Source organism: Psychrobacter sp. MES7-P7E (genome assembly GCF_002863645.1).
Taxonomy (GTDB): Bacteria; Pseudomonadota; Gammaproteobacteria; order Pseudomonadales; family Moraxellaceae; genus Psychrobacter.
The window spans coordinates 53,751-74,162 of record NZ_PJBU01000116.1 but is presented as its reverse complement, the minus strand read 5'-3'; the positions used below and the strand labels follow the sequence as shown (position 1 = coordinate 74,162).

General features: G+C 41.5%; 19 protein-coding genes. 4 read left to right on the top strand and 15 right to left on the bottom strand.

The annotated features are described in order from the left end of the window. The first annotated feature begins 136 nt into the window (after window positions 1–136). Window positions 137–1,615: an oxygen-independent coproporphyrinogen III oxidase gene (gene hemN, locus CXF62_RS13990; protein ID WP_371547884.1), complete on the top strand. Its 1,479-nt coding sequence runs from the start codon at window positions 137–139 to the stop codon at window positions 1,613–1,615. Between the two features lie 78 nt (window positions 1,616–1,693). Here hemN and CXF62_RS13985 read toward each other — a convergent pair whose 3' ends face one another. The 5 genes from CXF62_RS13985 to CXF62_RS13970 all read right to left on the bottom strand — a co-directional run bounded on the left by CXF62_RS13985 (window position 1,694) and on the right by CXF62_RS13970 (window position 4,667). Beyond that, window positions 1,694–2,554 (bottom strand): SPFH domain-containing protein, encoded by an 861-nt coding sequence (locus tag CXF62_RS13985; RefSeq protein WP_057762202.1) that lies wholly within the window; start codon window positions 2,552–2,554, stop codon window positions 1,694–1,696. A 16-nt stretch (window positions 2,555–2,570) separates the two neighbouring features. Further along, on the bottom strand, window positions 2,571–3,050 hold the full coding sequence (locus CXF62_RS13980; RefSeq protein WP_057762204.1) for an NfeD family protein: 480 nt from the start codon (window positions 3,048–3,050) through the stop codon (window positions 2,571–2,573). 210 nt (window positions 3,051–3,260) lie between these two features. Next, entirely contained in the window at window positions 3,261–3,842 is a 582-nt protein-coding gene (locus CXF62_RS13975; protein WP_102094861.1) for a porin family protein, read from the bottom strand. Between the two features lie 71 nt (window positions 3,843–3,913). Continuing rightward, complete coding sequence (locus CXF62_RS14775) at window positions 3,914–4,057, bottom strand: hypothetical protein (RefSeq protein WP_185156664.1); 144 nt, start codon at window positions 4,055–4,057, stop codon at window positions 3,914–3,916. 70 nt (window positions 4,058–4,127) lie between these two features. Continuing rightward, window positions 4,128–4,667, bottom strand: a complete 540-nt coding sequence (locus CXF62_RS13970; protein ID WP_102078619.1) for a porin family protein — start codon at window positions 4,665–4,667, stop codon at window positions 4,128–4,130. Window positions 4,668–4,971: 304 nt separating this feature from the next. Here CXF62_RS13970 and CXF62_RS13965 point away from each other — a divergent pair, with 304 nt between their 5' ends. Both CXF62_RS13965 and CXF62_RS13960 read left to right on the top strand, forming a co-directional pair. Continuing rightward, window positions 4,972–6,204 (top strand): 8-amino-7-oxononanoate synthase, encoded by a 1,233-nt coding sequence (locus CXF62_RS13965; protein ID WP_102094860.1) that lies wholly within the window; start codon window positions 4,972–4,974, stop codon window positions 6,202–6,204. A gap of 71 nt (window positions 6,205–6,275) precedes the next feature. Next, complete coding sequence (locus CXF62_RS13960) at window positions 6,276–7,085, top strand: methyltransferase domain-containing protein (protein WP_228153257.1); 810 nt, start codon at window positions 6,276–6,278, stop codon at window positions 7,083–7,085. A 118-nt stretch (window positions 7,086–7,203) separates the two neighbouring features. Here CXF62_RS13960 and dnaK read toward each other — a convergent pair whose 3' ends face one another. Both dnaK and grpE read right to left on the bottom strand, forming a co-directional pair. Continuing rightward, the gene (gene dnaK / locus CXF62_RS13955) at window positions 7,204–9,144 is read right to left on the bottom strand and encodes a molecular chaperone DnaK (protein ID WP_102094858.1); all 1,941 of its coding nucleotides are present in this window, start codon (window positions 9,142–9,144) and stop codon (window positions 7,204–7,206) included. A gap of 183 nt (window positions 9,145–9,327) precedes the next feature. After that, window positions 9,328–9,927, bottom strand: coding sequence for a nucleotide exchange factor GrpE (gene grpE, locus CXF62_RS13950; RefSeq protein WP_057762215.1), 600 nt, complete (start codon window positions 9,925–9,927; stop codon window positions 9,328–9,330). 434 nt (window positions 9,928–10,361) lie between these two features. On the opposite strand from grpE, the gene CXF62_RS13945 reads away from it, so the two are divergent. Next, window positions 10,362–11,774 (top strand): alpha/beta hydrolase, encoded by a 1,413-nt coding sequence (locus CXF62_RS13945; protein WP_102094857.1) that lies wholly within the window; start codon window positions 10,362–10,364, stop codon window positions 11,772–11,774. Window positions 11,775–11,822: 48 nt separating this feature from the next. Here CXF62_RS13945 and CXF62_RS13940 read toward each other — a convergent pair whose 3' ends face one another. The 8 genes from CXF62_RS13940 to thrC form a co-directional block, all read right to left on the bottom strand. Further along, window positions 11,823–12,956, bottom strand: a complete 1,134-nt coding sequence (locus CXF62_RS13940; protein WP_102094856.1) for a metallophosphoesterase — start codon at window positions 12,954–12,956, stop codon at window positions 11,823–11,825. 86 nt (window positions 12,957–13,042) lie between these two features. Next, entirely contained in the window at window positions 13,043–14,053 is a 1,011-nt protein-coding gene (locus CXF62_RS13935) for a TIGR01777 family oxidoreductase (protein ID WP_102094855.1), read from the bottom strand. A 259-nt stretch (window positions 14,054–14,312) separates the two neighbouring features. Further along, window positions 14,313–14,720 carry a hypothetical protein gene (locus CXF62_RS13930; RefSeq protein WP_102094854.1) on the bottom strand — a complete coding sequence of 136 codons (408 nt, stop codon included), beginning with the start codon at window positions 14,718–14,720 and terminating at the stop codon, window positions 14,313–14,315. Window positions 14,721–14,854: 134 nt separating this feature from the next. Next, entirely contained in the window at window positions 14,855–15,316 is a 462-nt protein-coding gene (locus CXF62_RS13925) for a hypothetical protein (protein WP_102094853.1), read from the bottom strand. A gap of 151 nt (window positions 15,317–15,467) precedes the next feature. After that, the gene (locus tag CXF62_RS13920) at window positions 15,468–16,097 is read right to left on the bottom strand and encodes an L-threonylcarbamoyladenylate synthase (protein ID WP_102094852.1); all 630 of its coding nucleotides are present in this window, start codon (window positions 16,095–16,097) and stop codon (window positions 15,468–15,470) included. A gap of 117 nt (window positions 16,098–16,214) precedes the next feature. After that, entirely contained in the window at window positions 16,215–17,465 is a 1,251-nt protein-coding gene (dprA, locus tag CXF62_RS13915) for a DNA-processing protein DprA (protein WP_102094851.1), read from the bottom strand. Window positions 17,466–17,540: 75 nt separating this feature from the next. Then, the gene (locus tag CXF62_RS13910) at window positions 17,541–18,638 is read right to left on the bottom strand and encodes a LysM peptidoglycan-binding domain-containing protein (protein ID WP_102094850.1); all 1,098 of its coding nucleotides are present in this window, start codon (window positions 18,636–18,638) and stop codon (window positions 17,541–17,543) included. A 325-nt stretch (window positions 18,639–18,963) separates the two neighbouring features. Then, a complete protein-coding gene (gene thrC / locus CXF62_RS13905; protein ID WP_102094849.1) occupies window positions 18,964–20,385 on the bottom strand; it encodes a threonine synthase in 1,422 nt (473 codons plus the stop codon). Between the last annotated feature and the right edge of the window lie 27 nt (window positions 20,386–20,412).

Sequence of the window (20,412 nt, the reverse complement as noted above, 5' to 3'; positions counted from 1 at the left end):
CGAAATCATTGTTAATCCAGAAACCAGCAGTATCTAGAGTAAAAACGAGGAATATCGCATGACAGACTATTCAGAACAAAATACTCAGCAGCCCTACAACCGTGCGGACGAGCCGCCCACGACTGTGCGCCCTGTTATGCAACCTGACAACCCTTATGCCAGTACACGCGGCAGTATTACGAGCAAGCAGCTACCAGCATTTGATGAGGCAATCATCAATAAGTACAATCGCTCAGGGCCACGTTATACCTCTTATCCGACTGCGCTAGAGTTCGCGCCAATACCAGATAGCTTCGAGAATATCGGTCTTGAGACGAAAATCCTGCAAAACCGTGAAGCGCGTGCTCCTTTATCGCTATATTTTCATATTCCGTTTTGTCGTCACCTTTGCTACTACTGTGCTTGTAATAAGATTATTACCAAAAAAAATAGTGATTCTGGCGATTACTTGCAGTATTTGATTGGTGAAATTACACATAAACGCCGCTTATTATCTACGCCAGAAGGCAGCGACAAACTATTGGTCAAACAGCTACATTTGGGCGGTGGTACGCCAACGTTTTTGCGTGACGAAGAGATGGTGCAGTTGTGGGAGTTTTTACAGACTCAGTTTGATTTTTTGCCAGAAGATGAAGGTGACTACTCTATTGAGATTGACCCTCGTGAGCTGAGTGAAAACACTCTAAAGATAATGCGTAATCTCGGTTTCAACCGTATTAGCTTAGGGGTGCAGGACTTGGATGAAACGGTGCAAATCGCCGTTAATCGTGTGCATTCAGCAGAGATTATTGAAACCGTGCTAACAGAAGCACGTGAGCTTGGTTTTCGCTCTATCAATATTGATTTGATTTATGGTTTGCCGCATCAAACACCTGATACGTTGGACAAAACTGTAAATCGTATCATCGAGATGTCACCAGACCGCCTATCGGTCTTTAACTATGCGCATTTGCCTGAGCGATTTAAAGCCCAACGTCAGATAAAAGATGAAGACTTGCCCAGCCCAGCTGCCAAACTGACGATGCTCGGCAATACTGTCAACACATTGACCGAAGCCGGTTATCAATATATCGGTATCGATCACTTTGCCAAACCTGATGACGAGTTGGCTATCGCCCAGCGTGAGGGTAAATTACATCGTAACTTTCAGGGTTACACCATCATGGGTGATTGTGACTTATTAGGCTTTGGTGTCTCATCAATCAGTCAGATTTCTAATGCCAATACGCGCTATATTTTGCAAAACGATACTGAACTACAGAGCTATCAAGCCAAGATTGATATGGCGAAAATTAATCCAACTGTCATGCCTGCAGTAAAGTACATTAAAACCTCTATTAAGGATCGCTTGCGTGAATATGTCATCATGAACCTACTATGTCATGACTATCTCGATTTTAAAGATGTGAATCAAAAATTTGGTATCGATGCCATCACCTATTTTATTAGTGAGATTCAGCAGTTGGGCGCTATGCAAGACGATAGATTGATAGATATGGATGCAGCAGGTATTCGCGTCTTACCTAGAGGTCGCTTGCTTGGCCGTAACGTCGCCATGGTATTTGATGAATATTTAGAAAAGAAACATCAAAACCGCTTTTCAAAAGTTATCTAAGCTAGCGAAACTTTAGTCCAATTAATACACATAAAAAAGACCTCAAGCGAGGTCTTTTTTTAATATTGCTATGACTTTTTACACTTTTAATTTATCACCGACCATACCTTTTACAGTGCTTAAGATATCTGCTGGTAATACCACCATTTTGGAGTTATCAGATTCAGCCAACTCTCGTATCGCTTTGATATACTGCTCACCCAGCAAGTATACGATGGGCATCTCTTCCTCGCCCATCGCACTAGTAATCAAACGAATCGACTCTTCAGAACCTCTGGCTAGTACTACTTGCGCTTCAGCATCACGGCGTGAAGCCTCCAAGCGACCATCTGCTTCTAAGATAGCAGCTTGCTTTTGACCATCAGCACGGGTCACGGTTGCACGGCGTAAACGCTCTGCCGCTGCTTGCTCTTCCATAGACGCTTGCATGGTCTGCGAAGGATTAATATCTTGAATCTCTACTGTCTTAAGGGTAATACCCCAATCTGCGATATCTTCTGAAATTGCATGTTTGAGCTTGGTTTTGATCTCGTCACGACTGGACAATGCACTATCAAGATCCATCTCACCAATGATTGAGCGCAATGACGTCTGCACCAGATTACGGATACCGTACTCATAATCTTCGATACCGTAGACCGCCTTGTCAGGACGCACGATATTAATATAAGCGACAGCGTTTGCAATGATAACGACGTTGTCACGAGTAATGACTTCTTGTGACGGGATATCGAGTACGATGTCCTTAGTCGTTACTTTATAAGCCACATCATCTACATAAGGGATGATGAGGTTGAGTCCAGGCTCTAGCGTTTGGCTATACTTACCCAGTCTCTGCACCACCCATTTATAACCTTGCGGTACAATACGTACGCCTTTAAACACGGTGAATACCACCAGTGCAATCAATACCACCATGACAATACTAAAGCTTTCCATAACTCATCCCTTATTATTATACCTGCATACTTTTATGCATCGCTGCCTGCGCTTTTGTACTGCTCACAATCAGCTCGTTACCCACGATATCCGTCACTACCACTCTATCGCCGATTGCCACCTGCTCCCCTCTCGTACGGCACATCCATTCAGCAGCACCAACGATAGGAACACTAAATCTAACTGTGCCAGCTTTATCTAGCTGCGGTGACACGATAATCATTCCGACCTCACCAACTATGACACTACCGCCTAGCCCAGCTTTGGTACGATCTACTGACAACGGTTTGATAAACTTAAACCAAGCTAGCAAAAACACAGCAGAGAGCACTAACCAGACGATAATCTGAACAGAGACAGAAATAGGCAACAGCCATGATAGCGCTGCAACGATGATGGCAGCGGCACCAAACCACAGACTGGCAAACGTCGGTACAAACATCTCAACGATTAGTAATAAGAAACCTAATACTAACCAATGCCAAGGTTCAATCATCCAAAGTATCTCCATCCTTGCCACCATTCCTATCTTTATCATTCCAGTTTTTAATGTAGCACATTTTTAAGGATAACAACGCTTTAACGATAATGATATATTATCGGTGAGCTACTTATAAATTATTACCCTAAAAGCCCCATCATAAATTTTAAGCAAAAAAAACGACCACTTAAAGTGATCGTTCTATTGACTAACTCTAACTCTATACTAGAATTTAAAATGGGCACCTAGAGTAATGCCGCTTGCATCAAAATCATCGCCTTCTACATCTATAGAAGGATAATAGTTGTACATGACTTCGGTAGAGACCATAGGAGTGAAGTTATAGCCTAAACCCAAGCCACCAGCTATACCTGTTTCTGAGTAGCTATCATCTGCACTAAATTCAGAATCTTCTTTGTCAGTATATTCTAAATCTAATTCATTCTTTGCTATTCCTAAACGACCTTTTGCATAAAGTGTAGTATTTGGAAATGCATAATCATAAGTTGCATATAAACCGTATACATCAGTGCTGTATTCTAGCTTTTCGAATGCATCATTGAAAACTTCTTCATCGCTAGTTGTCAAATATTCAGCTTCAATACCTATCTCTGGAGCAAACTTGTATCCCCCATAAACTCCATATGATACCGCATCATCAAGGTCAACTGCATCTACATCTGGGTTGTACTGGCCTACTTTCGCACCAGCATACGGTTGGCCTGCATAATTAACAGCTGCTTGTGCGCTCATCGTCATTACTGAACTAGCGATTACTGCGATTAAGGCCTTTTGTAGATTTTTCATAGATTTTCTCAACTTTATGTTTAGTAGAAAAACAACTTTCTAGTTATCAGATTTTACTGAACTATTTTTCACTAGATAGCAGTATCAGTATCAGTATCAGTATCAGTATCAGTATCAGTATCAGTATCAGTATCAGTATCAGTATCAGTATCAGTATCAGTATCATACCAAACTGTTTGATAAAGTAAACATATGTTTTGTATAATTTTAAGCAAAAAAAAACGACCACTTAAAGTGATCGTTTCTTTATTATAGCTGTTTGCTAAAAGCTTGTTTTCTAAATAATTAGAACTTTAAGTTAGCACCAACAGTAAGCAGCTTAGTATCTGCATCACTATCCATCATGGCATATTCTGTTTCAACATTGAAGTTAGGATTCACCGCATAGCCAAGACCGATGCCACCAGCAATACCAGTATCACTCACTGAATCACTGCTACCGTCGTTAAAATCAGCTTCTAGCTCTGTTTTAGCGATACCAAGCTTACCTTTGGCATACAGTGCAGTATTTGGGAACGTGTAACGATAAGTACCGTACGCACCATAAGTTTTCGTATCATAATCGCCAGCATTATTGTCTAGATCAGCATCATCTGAACCAACATATTCAACTTCCATACCAAAATTAGGATCGAAGTTATAACCAGCATACACACCATACGCAGTTGGATCGTCGCCGCTTACATCATTATCGAACTGACCAATCTTAGCACCAACATACGGTTGACCTGTATAGCCGTTACCATAATTAACGGCAGCTTGTGCACCTACAGTAAGTAAAGAACCAGTTGCTAGTGCAAGTATAGTTTTTTGTAGAGTTTTCATTATTAGCTCCTTCAAGTAAATTTGGACAAACAAGTTATTTAGTTGTATTGACCATTTGGCCGTATCGCCTTGTTTGCTAACGATGGGTACATAGTAACAAACTATTTCAGACACTCTGTCAGTGTTTAATGGTATGAGAGTTAAGATTTGAAAGCATTTGTCAGTGCTCGGGTTACAAAGGCCTAGATATGAAACCTTTTGTTACATCCACCCAGTTTATGCAATAATTCGTACTCATTTCATATTTTTCTTGCTATACAAATCAGATAAATATGGCTGATATAACAATAATTAGAGAGAAAAAATGCAAAATTCAATCACTGAGCGTTTGCAAAGCACACTTGCAGACTTGAAAGCAAAGCAGCAGTACCGTCAATTACCAAACCTGCAGCATGACGGACGATACGTTATTAGCAATGGTAAAGCTCTGCTTAATATTGCGAGTAATGATTATCTTGGTTTAGGCGGCGATACTGAGCTGCAAGCTGAGTTTCTTACTCAAGTGGGACAGCTATCTACTACACACACTCCTAAAATGAGTGCCACTTCCTCACGCCTACTGACAGGCAACGATATACAGTTAGAAGCCCTAGAAGAAGAACTGCAAAATTGGTATCAAAGCGCCATAGAAAAACAGAGTTTGACCGATTCAAAATCTGTATTGGTATTGAACAGTGGCTATCACGCCAACCTAGGTATCTTGCCAGCATTAACAGCTTTGCCAGTCAAGACACTCATTTTGGCTGACAAGCTAGTGCATGCCAGCATTATCGATGGGATGCGCTTGAGCCAAAGCAAACTGGTCACCTATCGTCGTTACCGTCATAACGATTACGAACATTTGGCCAAGTTTATTGAACAAGCAGACGAGACGGTTGAACGCATCATTATTGTCACCGAGAGTATATTTAGTATGGATGGCGACCGTGCTGACTTGCCTGAACTAGTACAATTAAAATCCAAAGATGCTCGTATTGAGCTATATATCGATGAAGCACATGCTGTTGGAGTGCTTGGCGATACAGGTCTAGGATTAGCGGAAGAAACGCATACCTTGGCCGATATTGACTACTTGGTGGGTACCTTTGGTAAAGCATTTGCTTCAATGGGTGCTTATATCATGTGTGATGAGGTCGTCAAACAATGGCTGATCAATGCCATGCGTCCATTGATTTTTAGCACTGCACTTCCTCCTATCAATCACGCATGGACACGATTTATTTTAGCAAAGATGCCGACCTTAACTAATCAACGTGCGCATCTAGCACAGTTATCTACCACGCTTAGCCAAGCCATTAACCCACGGCACCGTGTATCGCCAACCTTGGAAGATATACACTATGAATCCCCTATCGTTCCTTATATATTAGGCGATAATGCGAGTACCCTTGTCAAAGCACAACAGTTGCAAGCCGCTGGATTTTACGCGCTACCTATCAGGCCGCCTACTGTGCCTGCAAACACTGCTCGCATTCGTTTAGTTATGAATGCCAAACTGACTAACGAAGACTGTGCGCGACTGATACAGCAGTTGTAACTTTATCGTTTGACACAAACTTTATTTCTACTATTGATAGATAACTGGCACACTTGGATATAATGAAGCCTATGACAACATTCGACACAGCTGACGACCTCAGTGTTAGAAAACAAACCATCGCTCGCCACTTTGCTAATGCAAGCGATTATGACCAGCATGCCAATGTCCAGCAGATCGTTTGTCAGTACTTATTAGACAGTATTGCTCATACCAAACAAAGTAGTGTGCTAGAAGTGGGTGCAGGCACAGGTCAAATGACGCGCCTACTCGCTGATCATATTCAAAGCCAGTATTGGCTTATTAATGAGTTATGTAGTGAGCAGAGTGCTACATTGCAATCAATACTGCCAACTGCTGACGTAATGATTGGTGATGCTGAAACGATAGATTTAGCAGAAAATCATAGCTTGATAATTAGTGCCAATGCCGTGCAATGGTTTGATAATCCGTTGAGTTTCGTCACGCAATCAGCGCAGCGTTTACAATCTGGGAGACAGCTGGTCTTTAGTACTTTTACGCCAAATAACTTTTCGCAAATTAAAACTCTCACGGGCCAAGGACTTCACTACCCAGATATTAATGAATGGCAATTGGCATTAGATAGTGCTGGCTTTGAGAATATCAAACTCTCAATTCAGCGCTTTGATTTACCATTTCCTACCCCCTACGCTATCTTAAAGCATATGAAACTCACTGGTGTATCGACCAATCAAACGCAAGTTAAATCAGAAGATACTCAAACCTTTATATGGACCAAATCGCGTCTACAGCAATTTGAGTCAGACTATTGGCAACATTTTTCAAGAAAGGATGAAACAGGACAGCTCGTGGTTAATTTAACCTATGAAGTGCTCATAGTAAGCGCGTTTAAACTATAAGCACGCATCTTATTAAGAAAAACAATAGCTAGCAGAAATAGTAACCGATAGGAAAAATAGCCATAAAAAAACGCACCCCGAAGGATGCGTTTTTTAATTTAACTAGTTAATAGCCGTATTATTTTTTATCTTCGTCTACTTCAGTGAACTCAGCATCAACAACGTCGTCATCAGCTTTGTTGCTACCAGCATCGTCAGCACCTTGTTGGAACTGGCTTGGATCCATACCTTCTGCGCCAGCGCCGCTATCAGCGTAGATTTTTTGGCTGATTGGCAAGAATGCATTGTCTAATGCTTCAAGCTTAGCTTTGATTTCGTCATGATCGTCTTCTTTCGCCGCCGCTTCAAGCTCAGTGATGGCAGATTCTACTGTTGATTTTTCTTCATCAGTCACTTTATCTTCTGCTTCTTTCAGCGCTTTTTGTACCGCATGGATACGACCATCTGCTTCGTTACGAACTTGCGCTAGGTTAGCGAACTTCTCATCTTCAGCAGCATTAGCTTCTGCATCACGAACCATTTGTTCGACTTCTTCGTCCGACAAGCCAGAATCCGCTTTGATCTGGATGCTTTGTGCTTTACCAGTACCTTTATCGGTTGCTGAGATATTCATGATACCATCAGCATTGATGTCAAAAGACACTTCGATTTGTGGTAAGCCACGTGGTGCTGGTGGAATATCCGTCAAGTCAAAACGGCCAAGCATTTTGTTTTGGTTAGCGATTTTACGCTCACCTTGATATACCTGAATCGTTACTGCTGGCTGATTGTCTTCAGCCGTTGAGAATACCTGTGATTTCTTAGTAGGAATCATGGTGTTTTTCTCGATAACTGGCGTCATGACACCGCCCATCGTTTCGATACCTAAGGTCAATGGCGTTACATCAAGTAGCAATACGTCAGTTTTGTCACCAGACAATACGGCACCTTGAATCGCTGCACCAGCTGCAACTGCTTCATCAGGGTTCACGTCTTTACGTGGCTCTTGACCAAAGAATTCTTGTACTTTTTGTTGTACTAGTGGCATACGCGTCTGACCACCGACGAGGATAACGTCATCGATATCGCCAATTTTTAGGCCAGCATCTTCAAGTGCAGTCTTACAAGGACCCATTGTACGTTGTACTAATTCTTCAGTTAGGCTCTCTAGTTTCGAGCGGCTGATAGTTACAACCAAATGCTTAGGACCACTGCTATCAGCAGTGATGTATGGCAAGTTTACTTCAGTGCTTTGTGCACTTGATAGCTCAATCTTCGCTTTTTCTGCCGCTTCTTTTAGACGCTGCATCGCAAGAGAGTCACCTTTTAGGTTAACGTCTTGCTCTTTTTTGAATTCAGCAACTAAGAAGTCAATCAATGCTGAGTCAAAATCTTCACCACCTAGGAAAGTATCACCGTTGGTCGCTAGTACTTCGAATTGTTGCTCACCATCTACGTCTGCGATTTCGATGATTGAGATATCGAAAGTACCACCACCCAAGTCGTATACAGCAACAGTGCTATCGCCTTGCTTCTTGTCCATACCATAAGCAAGTGCAGCAGCAGTTGGCTCATTGATGATACGTTTTACATCAAGACCAGCGATTTTACCCGCATCTTTAGTTGCTTGACGCTGTGAGTCATTGAAGTAAGCAGGTACAGTTACAACCGCTTCAGTCACGCTCTCACCAAGATAATCTTCTGCTGTTTTTTTCATTTTTTTCAAGATTTCAGCAGAAACCTGTGGTGGCGCAAGCTTTTTACCATTGATTTCTACCCATGCATCGCCGTTATCTGCTTTAGCGATTTCGTAAGGAACCATGCCAATGTCTTTTTGTACGACTTTGTCATCAAAACGACGACCGATCAAACGCTTGATCGCAAACAAAGTGTTGCTTGGGTTGGTTACTGCTTGACGCTTAGCTGACTGACCAACAAGCGTTTCGTCATCTTTATAGGCGACGATCGATGGTGTTGTACGAGTACCTTCAGCATTTTCGATGACTTTGACTTTGTCACCTTCCATTACTGCTACACACGAGTTAGTAGTACCTAAATCAATACCAATTACTTTACCCATAATCAATTGCTCCTAATTTGTTTTTAACTATAAATACTTATTTATCCAGACCGTAGTCGGTCACTTGTTGCTATATATCGGTTTACCCGTCGTATTTTTCAAGGCGATAATCACGCAAAAACTGTGTTTCATGTCATTTTTTGTGAAAAACCTTCATATTAGTAGGGTTTAGCCCTAAAAATATTACTGACCAACACGAACCATAGCTGGACGTAATAGACGACCGTTTAGGCTATAGCCTTTTTGTAAGACCGTACCAACTGTATCTGCCGCTGCTTCTGGGTCAATACCCACTGCTTCATGGAAGTCAGCGTTGAATTTTTCGCCTTGTGGATCGACCACTTCTACGCCGTTTTTGGTCAATACCGCAACCAATGCTTTGTGCGTTAATTGCACACCCTCAGCGACTGGATCATTGGCATCGGCATTTTCGATAGCGCGCTCTAAGTTGTCAACGATGTCTAACAATTCTTTAGCAAATTTCTGTAGTGCAAATTTTTTGCTCTTATCCGCTTCTTGCTCCATGCGTTTTTGCGCATTATAAGCTTCAGCATTAGCACGTGCAGTACCTTCTTTGGCTTGTTTTACTTCGCCTTCTAGCTCAGCAATACGCGCTTTAAAAGTATCAAGGTTGATTTCGTTTTCGATAGTCGTTTCTTCACCTGAATTATTCTGTGGATCAAACTCTTTCATGGTTTCTTCTAAGATACTGTCATTGTGATCAATATTCTCATGTGCCACATTTTGGTCAAGATTTTCGTGGTTCGGGTTTTGCTCGCTCATGATAGCTCCTTGGAATTTCAATAATGAAGATTAAGAGACAGCACAGTAGACCGAATAATTACTGGTCCTACTATGCCATTATTAAATACTCGATGTTTCTAACTCATTGTTTTTTTTAATACGCTTCAATAGCTGCTTGATAAAGGTGATAAGGACAAATTTCAAGCCTAGAGCAAAGGAATTTTTACCATTTATGACAAATATTCGTGAAGTGTCATTAATACGATGCGTCAAACATTTTTGTTCCATGTCAATAAATCTCAATATTTATTCACAAAAAGAACAAAAAACCGCTATTTATTCCAATTGCTTTACGCTTATTAATCAAGCTATTACCAAACGATACGCTATTATTCTGCTGTCTATTTTATCATTGCTATAAATATTATCGCCTACACTCAAATGCACGCTAAAAATCATTTATGAGAGCTGTTATGTCTAATTCAAAAAATTTATCTATCAATACTTTGCTTAATAAAGCATTGATGACATTGCACTTAGCGTCAAAAGAAAATCCAGCGTCAAGAGAGTCATCGAACCAAGATGCACAAACGTATGACTTATTAGAAAAACGTCTGAGCGTTAAAGAAAAAATACTCGCTTATAACCCTGTCGCAAACTACCAGCCGCATACATTGCACTATGCAATGAAAAGTCTCGGTTACTTACCAGATCCTATTTTAGAAGGGGTAATTGGTTACCTTAAAGGCCCTAATTCAAAACAATATCTGCATGCAAACGCTCACCTGCGTCTCATCCTTGCAGTAAATAGCTACCTCAAAACACCGTTAGAACTAACTCCAATGCCAGAGTTGCGTGAGAGATTTACTGCTGATGCGGTAGCCATGCAGTCACCTAGAGTATGGCAGCAAGCCAATACGACTATGCTAAGCAATATAAAGCCCTTCACTAAAAAAAATGATTCACCTGTTAGTTGGAAAGATGAAACGATTGCCAATGCTGATGATGGCGACATGACCGTCCGTTGTTATAAAGCCGGCGGCAAAAAATCTGGTTTTAGAAGAAAACGTATCCATAATCCTGATGAAACAGTCATGCTGTTTTTTCATGGTGGCGGGTTCTGCATTGGTGATGTCGATACACATCATGAGTTCTGTCATGCGGTATGTGAGCAGACTGGCTGGTCTGTGGTTAGTGTCGATTATCGCTTAGCTCCTGAATGCCCTGCTCCAGCAGCATTGAAAGACTGTATCACTGCATATGCTTGGTTAGTTGAGCACTGTCACACATTGGGCGCATTACCTTCTCGTATCGTATTAGCTGGTGATAGCGCAGGGGGTGGTCTATCAACTTTAATTGCGCAGCAGCTGACAGCACCGAGCAAAAGCGCATGGGCAGACCTAGGGATAGAAGGTCAGAAAATGTTTAATCTATTAGAAAAACTACCCGAACCTCTAGCGCAAATGCCCTTGTATCCAGTCACTGATATTGAGACAGATTATCCTAGTTGGGAGCTATATGGTGAGGGTCTACTATTAGATCATGCTGATGTAGCAGTATTTGATGCTGCTTGTTTGGAAAATAGTCCGCTGCCTCGTCTACATATACTGAACTCACCTATGCTGGGTGATAATAGTAAAGTTTGCCCAACTTACATTGTAGCTTCTGAGCTCGATGTATTACGTGACGAGGCATTTGCTTATGCAAAGCAGCTGAGAGGTTATGGCGTTGCTGTAGAGACCTATACTGTGCTTGGAGCACCGCATGGCTTTATACACTTTATGAGTGTTCATCAAGGTCTTGGACAAGAGACAAGCAATATTATTCATGGCTTTAGCAGCTTTGTACGTGAAATCATCAATACACAATCCCAGTTAGCTGCATAAACCGTTAGTTATTTAGTTAGCCAGCTAATTAATGATTTGTATAACTGATTAATTGGTATTACCAGATAGCGTAATCAACCAAATCTCTGAGCGCGATCCCAATCGAAAGGGAATGCCCCAAAAACCATAGCCAGAGGACACGACAAAGTGTCCTTTACCAATCTGCTCATAGCCATAGCCTAATCTATTAATAGCATTGACGATGAAATTAGCGGGGAATACTTGACCGTTGTGAGTATGTCCCGAGACTTGTAAATCTATAGGTAATTGACTGTGATTATCTATATCACTCGGTCTATGATCTAACAATATCACTAGCTGCGACGTATCTACTTGCGCAAGCAGATCAGTAGTCGCTACACGTTGACGTTTATGGTTATCAAAACGTCCAACTAGCCATACTGATTGACCCTCATGCTCGATACAGAGCACCTCATCGTTCAACAGTTGTATACCTGCATTTTGCAGCGCTTCGCTAATAGGTCGCTCATGACCATACAAATCATGATTACCCAATGTCGCATAGACACCACCTGGCAGACTACGGCACAATTCTGCTAGGTTTTGCTCCATATGATATTCATTAAAGGCATCTGTATTATCATCCATAATATCCCCAGGCATCAGCAGCATATCTGCACCAGAGCGAATTATAAGTTGCTGCAATCTATCTATGGCTTTTACACCAAATAATCGGCCTATATGCAAGTCACTAGCGACTGCAATGCGTAGCGGCTTGGTTAAAGGTTTACCTATATTAATAGAAAGCTTGCGTATAACAGGGGTATAGGCACTATATAACGAATAAATAAATAGTCCTAAAAATAGGAATAGCGCTAGTACTCTTAGCCCTATAGCCATTTCATTCGATTGGTGTAACGTACTACCTGATAAAGCAACTACTAGCAGATACCCTCCGTAGAATAGACTCACTGCCAACGCCGTCAGTATCATAAAATGCATGATTAGCATCCATCCACTAATCCAGCGATAACTGTTAGCAAATGCTCTTTTTACGCTCAATACTAATAGACCATTAGTAATAATAAATACACTAACCCATATCGTTGTCTGTAATGTTGGCGTCATCCAAGGCTGGAGCCACCACTGTATACTTAATACTGTACCCAGACTGAACAGCTGTAATAGCAAAAAGATAGTGAAGAAAAATGCGTAACGCATGGACTGCCCTTAGACATAAATACTGTTTGATAAGTGATTATCAGAAAATAAACTCTAATGTTTCACATGAAACAACTGCTATATAACTATTTCTGATTTCCTAATGCTTGCTGGAGTGTCGAGTGTTTGAACGAATAACCTGCATCCAATAGCGCTTGTGGCAGCACCTTTTGACCATCGATAAGTAAGGTCGACATTTTGCCAAACATCAGCTTAAGCAAAAACTCTGGTAAAGTAAAAAAGGTTGGGCGATGTAGCCATGAGCCAAGTGCTTTGGTAAAAGTATGATTGGTCACAGGATTCGGAGCAGTAAGGTTATATACGACTGCATTTGTATTATTTGCGGTACCGCTTGCAGTTTTGATAGTGCTATCATTAATAGGTGCATTGTCTTGGGCTAAGCTTTCAATGTGATTAACGTCTGATTCTTTAGTAAGTTTAAGCTGCTGCTCAATAATAAAGATGACCGCACTAACCCAATCTTCACGGCTGATCCAGCTCATGACTTGCTGTCCATCACCCAACTGTCCACCGACACCAAATTTAAAGGGTAGCAACAATTTAGCCACCATTCCGCCCTCAGGATGAATGACTACACCTGTTCTGACAATAGCTACAGGAACATCATGATTGGTTGCTTTAAGCGCTAATTGCTCCCATTCATCACATAATGTATGGGCAAAGTCTGTCTCATAATCGCTATTTTCAGTCAATGGCTTGTCGCCTTGCGTACCATACCAACCGATTGCTGAGCCGCTTACCAGTAACTTGGGTTTTGTGCTAGCACGTGCTATAAAATCCAATATCGACTGAGTAGGTTTGATACGGCTCGCCATCAACTGCTCTTTGCGCTCATCGCTCCAACGAGAGTCAGCAATCCCAGCACCTGCTAAATTTAATATGACATCAAAACTCATATCAGACTTCGCAAGCTCGTCATAAGTCATCATATTGATATCATCGGGATGTGGTTGACTGCTATTACGAGTTAACCAAGTAATCGTCACGTCTTTATTCTGCGCGCGAGACCGTGCCATTAGCTCTCGACTAAAAGCACTTCCCAAAAACCCTGAACCACCACTAATCAAAACATTCATACCCTACTCCCTATATGCCTCAAATCTCGCCAATATGACTGATCGTTAAATTATTTATTGTTGAAGTACTTATCGTTCAATAAAAACCAGACCGTTACAACCATCGTCTGCTTTTTTGTGGTTTTTATCAAAACGACTTTTACATACTTTTGGTAAAGGAAGGTGAGGAATGAAAGGTTTACGAGGTCAAACATTGCACTTTGATAATTACTGTCAAAAATAGAAGTTTTTTTATTAAAAAAGTATCCTAATTTTTTGGCTAATATTGCAGACTTTGTTTAGGTTTAGGTAATACGGACATACTCACAATCAAAGCACTTATACCTCCTACTAAGCTAATCGCCAACCATGTACGAGCATCTTGACCAATAAAAAATGTGGCATTAATAGAAAAACCAACAAGAAAAACTCTTACCCACCATCTTTTGGACTTATATGTTTGTTTGGAAGCAAGCCATATACCGCACAATAGTGTAGGCATTCCAATAAGAAATACACCTGCAATAAGGTAAAAAGGTATGGCTACAGCGTATGCCAGACCTATATCCTTATTCCACATTATCAGCGATACTAAAATAGGGAATAAGATCAACTGATATAGCGTACCTAAAGTTAAAAATAAAAATATCACCATTTTTTTTGGATAGTGGCTGTTGTTATCTAACATTAGTTTTAACTCATAAGTTGGTCAATTTGTGAATGGAAATAATATAGCTGTTATAAACCGTTTCGAACTTTCTTGACCATCCAAACGCATCATAATATTTCAGAAATAGTTTGATCAGCTCTTTATTTAATGGCTCAGCCTACGTCTTCAATATTTTCTTTCAATACTGGTAAAGCTGACATACCTGCTAATACGGCACTTACTCCTCCAGTTAAACTGATAGAGAACCATATCACTAAACCAAATTTAGAAAATATAAACCAAACAAAAAATAAAGCATTAATAAGAACTCCCATAAAAAAAGTTCTTATCCACCACCCATCTTGTATGTATATTTCTTTATACGAATGCCACTTTCCCATCATTAATGTAGTTGGCATCGCAAACAAGCCACCTGCAATAAGATAAACTGGAAAAAACAGTATGAACAATAGACCTATGCTGTCATCTGGGCTAAGAGGTGTCGCTATCCATGGAAAGATAATGAGCTCATACAGCGCTCCTACGAATAAAAATAACTTAGTAACCTTCATTTTTGGATATTCAGCCAAACTTTCGTTCAAACTATGACTTGGCTGATTTAATTTATTTTTCATATGACTGCCTAAATCCTATTCAGGGCTACCGTCAGTGTGTGATAAACAGTATTTGTGCCAGCATTACTGTAAAAATGTAGCTCATACAATAGAAAACATGTTAAGTAAGGCAAACAGGTAGCAAAAAAAACGTCTACATCTTTCTTGTCCACTAACGAATAACCAAGCCTGTCGTTGCGTCACGAATCTGGCTAGGTAAGGTATAACCCAATGTATCACCCTGCAAATAACCAATTTGCTCTTTGAAATAAGCATAGGCGGCTTCAAAGGTGCTAGCAGGCGTTTGTCCTGATCGGTTGCAGCTTGTAGAAACCAATAGCCCAAATGGGTTTTGCTCACTGACCATCTGTTGACAAAGCTGACGAACTGTAGGATGCGAGATAACTCGAACAGCAATAGTCTGATGCTGACCGGTAATCCAAGTGGGCACAGTGCTTGCAAGCGGCTGAGGAATCGGTAATAACCAAGTATGTGCTTGGCGATTGTGCTGTTCATCTCTACTATCGTCTGTCTGCCAGCTATCAATAACCTGCTGGCGCTGAACATCATCTAAAGAGGCTAGTAAGGGGGCTAAGCGAGACACACTATCAGTAACGACTATCATGCCTTTGGCTTGTGGACGTTGTTTGATATCCAAGATACGCTGAACAGCTGCTTGGTCATAAGGGTCGCAACCAATACCCCAAACGCTTTCTGTAGGATACGCGAGCAGTTTTCCTTCTTTTAGCCACTTAGCAGCTTGGATGGCAGAATTAGTAATAAGAGGTGTAGGTTGGCTCATGACTTAAATGGTTCGTAGAAGTAAATTCTAATAATACCACAAGAGGGATATTGTCTAGGAGAGACTATAACTAAGGGCTATCTATGCCAGCGTCTAATAAGGAATATTTGCAATATTTTAAACGCGTAAATATCGTCCACCTTGTTCGCTGATAAGACCCATTAACTCAAGCTCCATTAGCTGACCAATCAACTGCGGCGGTGCAAGCTTGGTTGCACTAATAAGCGCATCTAAATCTTGCCCATGCCAGTCAAGCTGCTCATAGATTGCAGTTAAATGCTCAGGCACAACGACTGTACTGCGCGCAGGTTTTATCTCAGAGGATGGTTGCCGGCTAGTAGATTTGATTGAGTTTTTCTCTATCTCAAACGTATCGGAAGTCTGAGTGACATTCGAGTGATTGCTATTAGAGTTGGTAGCGTTTGCTGTTCTATAAGCGCCTTTATCGTAATCAAGCTGACCATTGACGTCTTCTAGTACTTGCTGCGGATGATAAATCAAGGTCGCACCTTCACGTATCAAATGATGGCAACCCTCTGCATTACTATTATCAATATGACTGGGAATAGCAAAGACCTGTTTACCTTGTTCAGACGTGAGACGTGCTGTTATAAGCGAGCCGCTTTTGATGGTCGCTTCCGTTACAATGGTCGCGAGACTCAGCCCAGCTACCAAACGATTGCGACGCGGAAAAGTATGTTTATGTGGCTGCGTATGCGGTAGTAGCTCACTAATAATGCAGCCACCTTGCTCGATAATTTGAGTAAATAACTGATCTCGATGATTGGGATAGTTTACATCGATCCCCGTACCCATTACACCAACTGTACGTCCCTGATAGTCAGAATCTGCCTGTGCTAGTGCACCTAAATGTGCGCGTTTATCCACACCCATAGCCAGACCGCTAGTAATAATATAGCCTGCTTGCGCTAAGTACTGCGCCATATCAAACGTGATTTTTTGCGCATGCGCGGTGGGTTTTCGGCTACCTACTATAGCGATTTGTGCTTGATGCAGGCGTGCGCTATTCCCACGATAAAATAATAATGGCGGCGGGTCGTAGATTTGTGAGAGTTGGGCAGGATAATCGGCGTCATCAGCGAATAGTAAACCATAACGCCCATCTATCAATGCTTGCTGAATCTTATCGATATTGGCGAGTGTTTGCTCTGGCTGTTCATGACGTTTGAGATGGGTATGATGAATACCGAGCTGCTTCCATGCCTCTACTTTGGCTTGCCAAGCAAGCTGCGGATAACCAAAAGAAGTGATCAGTTTGTGATAAGCAGATAACGACGCATTCACCTCATACCACAGCGCTAAGATAGCGCGCTGATCGTCGGATAAAGAAGAGGTGACTGCCGTCATTGTCATCTGTCTCGTATAGGCAAGCTTAGATTAGTATTTAGTTTAATATATTGCTTAATACGGCCTTATAGCTATTTATAAATAAGGGGGTGGTAACAACTGATCGCCAATATTAAGTGGTAACTCAGAGTCAAGTACGTAAGCATAGCTGATGTGGTCAAAGGTATTAAAAATCATCACCATACCGCTAGGCTCGTTTGGTAGACGTACAGGTGTGTCATTGTCCTTAGTATCACGTACCAAAGGTCCTTTTTGATAAACCGTTAGCACATCACCTGGTTTGGCGCCTTGCAAGCTACCCAAGTTAATAGCGACCACACTACCCTTTGCAGCCGAGCTGATAGAGTCCATCACACGTACGATCATACCGCCGCGACTGACACTTGCAGGCGTTGGATAAAAGACAGGAGGAATAGCGTTATCTAACTCTACAAATACGCGATCTCCTTCACGCACTTCTTTGCCATAACTATCAATAAGCTGCAAGCTAGTCACACCATTACTTTCTGTAGAAGTTACTAGTCCTGTCGCTACTTGTGTAACTTCCAAGCCGATCACTTCTTGCGTTTTGGGATCTACATATAGCTCACCTTCACGGTATACACCGTAACGCTGGCCTACGATAAGCGGTACGCCTTTAGCATAGACCTTATCACCGCGCGCAGTAATTAAGTTACGGTTTTTAGAAGCTAAAATATAAGGCGTGGTATTAAAGTCTTGGGGATTAACGATAAGCGTTTTATCAAGCCAATGCTGAATAGCTGACCACGGAATAGGAGGAATACTATTGGCCGTCGAGGTAATCGCGACCGTGCTCGTACTTACATTTCCAGTAAGCTGCTTTTCAACGCCGGCACAGCCTTCACCAGTATCAACGCCAATCAGCGTTTTACCTTGAATCACACAAAGGATAAGAACGTCATTAGGGTAAATAAGGTTTGGATTTTTGATTTGCTTATTGGTTGCCCAAATTTCTTTCCAGCGCCATGGGCTATCTAGATAGCGACCTGAGATGTCCCATAAAGTATCGCCTTTTTTGACGATATAACGATTGGGCGCATCAGCTTTGATAGTTGGTGGCGGATTGTTAGCTTGAGCCGTGCTCATCAACATGGCACTACTAAACGTCGTCATTAACAGTGCTTTTGCTATCTTTTTTAAGCTCATCTTCATCGTTATATCCACAATATGTACCACTGTGTTCCACGCAAAGAACTGTACTTAATTTATTACTGTAAAAATCTCTTAAATCAATAAAAAATCAAATTTATCAGCAACTTATTAATAAAATTCTCATGGCGATTATAGGGTAACTGTTCAGTGTAATTGGCTAGAATAATTCCTAAAAAAGCGCCTAGCACGATGATGACTTGCTGACGCTGTTTCTAATATTACAATTATATCTACCATAACACAATCATAAACACTTTATTACAATGTTGTAACTTTTACGCGGATACTTTTCCTTGTTGATGATAAGCCTTAAGACCGTAATTACTTAAGCAGGATTCGGCGTAACATGTTGGCGGATTTGTTCAGCGACCAGTTCAGCCTTGTTATCCAGTACCACTACGTGCTGCGGTAAATCTTCTAACCCTTCAGTATGCGCTGGACGCTCAATGTCTATTTGACCTACTGCTTCCATAATAGTATCCGCAAATTTGACGGGTAATGCCGTCTCTGCACAAACGATGATTTCATCTTCTAACTGTAGCTCTTTGGCAACTTTAATCCCGTCTGCAGTATGTGGATCAACCAATTCACCATGCTGCACATAAAGCGCTTTGATAGTCTGCAAGCGGTCGCTATGAGTAGATTTACCAGCAGCAAAGCCATAACGCGTATTAACTGCTTCCATCAAGTCAGACAAGTCAAACCCTCGACCTGATTTTACGCCGTCAAATAACTCATGAACGCGCGCACTGTCTTTTTCTAATAATAAATAAACAAAACGCTCAAAGTTAGAGGCTTTTGAAATATCCATTGACGGACTAGAGGTTACATAGGTTTTTTCAGTCGGACGCGGCTGATAAGCGCCTTGGTTAAAGAAATCATTCAACACGTCGTTTTCATTGGTTGCAACAATCAGACGGTCAACTGGCAATCCCATTTCGCGAGCGATGTGACCAGCACAAATATTACCGAAGTTGCCTGATGGTACGCTAAAACTGACTTTTTCATCGTTACTCGTCGTGACCGCAAAGTAAGCTTTAAAGTAATAAACAATCTGCGCTAGGATACGACCCCAGTTGATAGAGTTTACCGTGCCTAGGTTATAAGCCGCTTTAAATTCAGCATCTTGCTGTAGCGCTTTGACGATATCTTGGCAATCATCAAACATCCCATCGATAGCGATATTGTGAATATTAGCATCGGTCAAGCTATACATTTGCGCACGCTGGAATTTACTCATTTTGCCATGTGGTGACAGCATAAATACTTCGATGTTTTCTTTGCCGCGCAATGCATACTCTGCTGCACTACCCGTGTCACCACTGGTCGCACCAATGATCGTAATACGCGCGTCTTTTTTCTTAAGCACATACTCAAAGCCATTGCCCAAAAACTGCATGGCGACATCTTTAAATGCCAATGTCGGACCGTTTGATAATCCTAGAATATATAAGTTATCTTCGAGCTTACGGACAGGAACAATCTCGTCAGAGCCAAACACCTCAGTGGTATAAGTACGCTCAATAATATCTTGCAAATCAGCCGCAGGAATATCCGTCGCAAAACGCTGCATAATCGCCATCGCAAGCTTTGGATAGCTGAGCGTACGCCATTCATCAAGCGTTGCGCTATCGATGTTTGGATAGTGCTCAGGCAACATCAAACCACCATCTGGGGCAAGACCCATCAAAAGCACATCACTAAAATCCATCGGCGCTGTCTGACCACGGGTACTGATATATTTCATTAGATTGTCCTGTCTACAATAATGTTA